General features: G+C 48.1%; 8 protein-coding genes. All 8 read right to left on the minus strand.

Features of this window, described 5'->3' with window-relative positions; genetic code table 11:
* Positions 1–43: 43 nt before the first annotated feature.
* Entirely contained in the window at positions 44–397 is a 354-nt protein-coding gene (locus PLA23_RS10945; RefSeq protein ID WP_324475203.1) for a NifB/NifX family molybdenum-iron cluster-binding protein, read from the minus strand.
* On the minus strand, positions 394–621 hold the full coding sequence (locus tag PLA23_RS10950) for a hypothetical protein (RefSeq protein ID WP_324475204.1): 228 nt from the start codon (positions 619–621) through the stop codon (positions 394–396). Before PLA23_RS10950 ends, PLA23_RS10945 begins: the two co-directional genes overlap by 4 nt.
* Positions 622–705: 84 nt before the next feature.
* A complete protein-coding gene (locus tag PLA23_RS10955; protein ID WP_324475205.1) occupies positions 706–1131 on the minus strand; it encodes a DUF134 domain-containing protein in 426 nt (141 codons plus the stop codon).
* Complete coding sequence (locus PLA23_RS10960; RefSeq protein ID WP_324475206.1) at positions 1128–1997, minus strand: ATP-binding protein; 870 nt, start codon at positions 1995–1997, stop codon at positions 1128–1130. Before PLA23_RS10960 ends, PLA23_RS10955 begins: the two co-directional genes overlap by 4 nt.
* Positions 1994–2845, minus strand: a complete 852-nt coding sequence (locus PLA23_RS10965; RefSeq protein WP_324331912.1) for a nucleotide-binding protein — start codon at positions 2843–2845, stop codon at positions 1994–1996. Before PLA23_RS10965 ends, PLA23_RS10960 begins: the two co-directional genes overlap by 4 nt.
* A gap of 25 nt (positions 2846–2870) precedes the next feature.
* Positions 2871–3203: a NifB/NifX family molybdenum-iron cluster-binding protein gene (locus PLA23_RS10970; protein WP_502883623.1), complete on the minus strand. Its 333-nt coding sequence runs from the start codon at positions 3201–3203 to the stop codon at positions 2871–2873.
* Positions 3204–3340: 137 nt separating this feature from the next.
* Positions 3341–4144 carry an Mrp/NBP35 family ATP-binding protein gene (locus PLA23_RS10975; protein WP_502883624.1) on the minus strand — a complete coding sequence of 268 codons (804 nt, stop codon included), beginning with the start codon at positions 4142–4144 and terminating at the stop codon, positions 3341–3343.
* A gap of 37 nt (positions 4145–4181) precedes the next feature.
* Positions 4182–4274 carry a DUF2124 family protein gene (locus PLA23_RS10980; protein ID WP_324475209.1) on the minus strand — a complete coding sequence of 31 codons (93 nt, stop codon included), beginning with the start codon at positions 4272–4274 and terminating at the stop codon, positions 4182–4184.
* Between the last annotated feature and the right edge of the window lie 6 nt (positions 4275–4280).

Genomic DNA, 4280 nt, shown 5'->3' on the forward strand with positions numbered 1-4280 from the left:
GGAACAGATACTACAATCAATGAATAACGATCAGGCGAACGAATTAATGTCCGGAACACTCGTGATCATGGTGATTACAGATACTACCGGTTGACTTTAATTTCCCTGCAATATAATCCTGGGCAGCAACATCCACCGGACCGCTTACACCAAGAATTACTTCAATATTATTGTCATTGAAGAGCTGAACCGCCCGGGCTCCCATTCCGCCGGCAATAATCAGGTTGACCCCGTGTTCAGCCAGAAAGACCGGAAGCCGGCCCGGTTCATGCCCCGGGCTTTGCAGAGTTTCTGAATATGCAATAACTGAATCTGTTGCATTATAAATTGCATATCCTTCACAATGTCCAAAATGTGCCGAAACATCTTTTCCATCACATGCAATTGCAATTTTCATGAATTATGACCTGAATGAATTATTCCTTTCTTCGCCCATTCGCCGTGAGCCTCCACGGAAAAGCCCGCCCCGGCCGATGCCATAGACCGGCTCTCTTTCAGCCGGGGTGTTCTGCTGAGTGGCTGTTCCCGAAGAATCAGGCAGATTGCTCTCAGTGTTTTCGAAATACCACCTGCCCCTTCGGGAAAATTTCCGTTCTCCGAGCCATCTGGGACCGGTGCCATCCATATCAGGTATCTTCGTCACCTCCTGGTGCACAGCACCATTATTACTCATATGAGTTTAAATATAAATAATTTATCTTTGCATCAGGATTCCCACACACCCGGATCATCCAGCCTTTTCCGGGGACAGATATGGGCATCACGGGGACAGAGATATTCCTGGTTTTTGGGACATTCATTCCCGCCCTGCCTTACACATCCGGCCACTTCAATCATCTTGCCATGAACAAGAGCATCAGCAACCTTCCGTCTGGCATCATGAAGATCTTTCCAGACTGTTCTTCGAGACACGCCAAGAAACGAAGCTGCCTCTTCTTGCTCCATTCCTTCAAGATCAATGAGCCGTATCACCTCGATCTCATCCGGTAGGAGGACGACTGCTTCTACTTCTGTCGGTATCTCACATCTGGGCCCATAACACCGGAGCATTCCACTATCGGAGAGTCTTCTCCTGATCCTCGGTCTCCCCCGCCTTCGTTCCGGACTATTGTCACTATTCACCGGCATCATAACTGGTCAAGTTCTTTAGACAGGTTTTGTGTTATCTGATGTATCGCTTCCGATGCAGCCCCTGACATCCGGACAACCGGGACGCCTTGTCTGGTTGCATTCAGAACAGTGCGGTCAAATGGAATCGTGCCAAGGACCATAATTTCGTTTTCAGCAGCGAGCCGGAGAATATCCTCAGTTATATTCTGATTGACGTCAGACCGGTTGATGACAAGAAACATCCGGACCCGGAATGACCGACAGAGCGTGATGAGTCTCTGAAGATCGGACTGGGCTGATTTACTGGGCTCGGTGACGAGTATCGCTATCTGAATACCGGTTATCGTTGAGATAAGGGGGCAGCCGATACCCGGTGGCCCGTCGATCAGAACAAGCGGCACATCCGGACGCAATAATCCTGCTTCCTGTCTCAAACGGTGAACAAGCAATCCGGAGTTTCCTGAACCCGGAGTTAATGATCCATACAGGAGTGGTCCCAGAGGCGTATCCGCATAATGAATCATCCCGGTGATGCGGGATGCCATGCTGACAGCATCTTCCGGACAGACTATTGTACAGCTTCCGCACCCTTCACACCGATATGGAACAATCTCATAGATATCACCAGCCTTCCGAATAGCATCATAGACACACGCTTCTGCACAGATGCCACAACCGATACATGATTCCGTATCGATAACCGCACCGTCCATCCCCTTGAACTCCAGGGTTTTCCGATCAGTTGGACTGAGGAGCAGGGCAAGGTTTGCAGCATCGACATCAGCATCAATAAGGACTTTATCCTGAGAGAGAAGGGTTGCAAGGGAGGCGGTCAGAATAGTCTTCCCGGTTCCTCCTTTTCCACTGACAACAGCAACCTGAATCATGAAACTCCTCCGGCATATGCAAGAATTTTCTCACCAAGTTCTTTGAACCGTTCAAACCAGGCAGGATCTGTACGGGATATAAGATCGCCATTGTTCTGAGCGGTAAGCAGGGGAAAATCCAGGGGAATTTTCATCAGGATGGGAATGCCACGGACAGAACAGTACTCTTCAATGAGTTCATCACTCCCTTCACTCCGGTTGATCACTACTACAGCAGGTATATTCAGAACGTCAAGCACATTGACCGCAACAGAAAGGTCATGAAGTCCAAACGGCGTCGGTTCGGTCACAAGGACACAGAGAGAGACGTCGTCCACCGTTTCAATAAACGGACAGGCAGTTCCCGGAGGGGAGTCCAGCAGAACCAGGGGATCGTTTCCGGTCATCTCACGAACCCTGCGAATAACAGCAGTTGTCCGCACATCACCCTCTTTGAGCTTCCCACTTACCAAAGTAAGTGAGTCAGAAAGATGACAGGTGTGTACTTCACCAACATATGCAGGGGTTTCCTCCAGTGCATCATGCGGACAAACGCGGAAACATCCTCCACAGGAATGGCAGAGCTGGGGGAAGAATAACACCCGATCTTTCAGCACCGTCAATGCTCCAAATCTGCAGAATTCACCGCATGCACCACAATGCATGCACTGACTTTCATTTACCTGCGGGATGATGACATGAACAGGGTGAATCTCCGGAACACAAGGGAAAAAAATACCCAGATTGGGTTCTTCAACATCACAGTCAGCAAGAGTAATGGTTCGTGACTGGGACAAGACATATCCAAGATTTGATGTAACCGTTGTTTTTCCGGTTCCACCTTTTCCACTGGCTATAACAATCTGCATGATTCTCCCAGCAGATTATCCCGGCTTACAAAGCGTTCTCTGGGTTCGCTTTCCATGCATTATACGCTGCCTGGACCGTCACATCCGGATTTTGCATGATGACTGTAATACCTGATGCTTTCAGAGCTTCATCTGCATTTCCACCAAGCCGTGGTGCAATGAGAATCTGTACATTATTTTTTACCAGAAACTGTACGGCCATCGGGCCAACCCCGCCAGATCCTCCTGCATGGGGATTTGGTTCAACTCGTGCTGTATTTGTGTCAGTATCAAAGAATGCGAAATATGCTGCACGACCAAACCGATCATCCATCTGGGAATCTACTGTCAAACCCCGTGAAGGGACACATACTATCATATCTGTTAATTATTGCTCATATGCGCAATAAATCTTCCCTGATATCACCAGGAGGACATGAACCTCATGGGGGAAATAAGGCATTGCAAAGATGCCACCCTCGTGAGATTCCGGACTCTATTCAAAATAATTGATAGTTATGTGGGCTCTATGCGGGAGAGCAGCGTATCAATAATCGTGTCTATTGATTTCCAGGCCGGGCTCTCCTGTACTTTCCGTACAAATGCCCATCCCTCATCACCGGAACGGCGGATCTCAATATCCAGCGGGATTCCCCCCAGATACGGAACGCCCATCTCCCGGGCAATCTGTTCTCCCCCGCCTTTTCCAAAGATATCCACCACTTCTCCACAGGACGGACAGATATACCCGCTCATGTTTTCAATAACACCAAGAACATCCATACCTAAATCTCTGCTGAATGTAATGGCTTTTGATGAATCAAGGGTAGATACTGCCTGAGGGGAGGTGACAATGATCGTTCCGGCGATATTTGGTGCGATCTGCGCTATTGTAAGAGCTTCATCGCCAGTTCCCGGAGGGAGATCAACGATAAGATAGTCAAGAGGGTCCCAGGCTGTGTCTTCTAGAAACTGGCGTATGGCATTCAATTTCATGGGTCCCCGCCAGATCACAGGAGAGTTTCTATGAGGAAGGAGAAATGCCATGGAGACCACCTGTAATTTCTCCGAAACGCGCACAGGCACAATTTTATTGTTCTCGGAAAGTAACTGATGATCTTCTAATCCTAGCATTTTTGGAACGTTCGGACCATGAATATCAAGATCCAGAAGACCCACCTGTTTCCCTTTAATCGCGAGAGCGCTGGCAATATTTACTGAAACAGTGGATTTTCCTACTCCGCCCTTTCCAGAGAGGACAAGAATTACATGACGGACGTCAGTTTTTGCACGGTCCGGCAGATTTTTTCTGGTTTTGATTGCATCTGAATTACCTGAAAAATAATAAGATTTTCGCCTATTCAGAGGTCACATCTACACTAATATCAGCGTCGATAAGAATATCAAAGTGAATCTTATCAAGCCAGCCTGCCTTTTCAAACATGTGCATAAAGCA

It is taken from the genome of Methanospirillum sp. (assembly GCF_035406105.1).
Lineage (GTDB): Archaea > Halobacteriota > Methanomicrobia > Methanomicrobiales > Methanospirillaceae > Methanospirillum.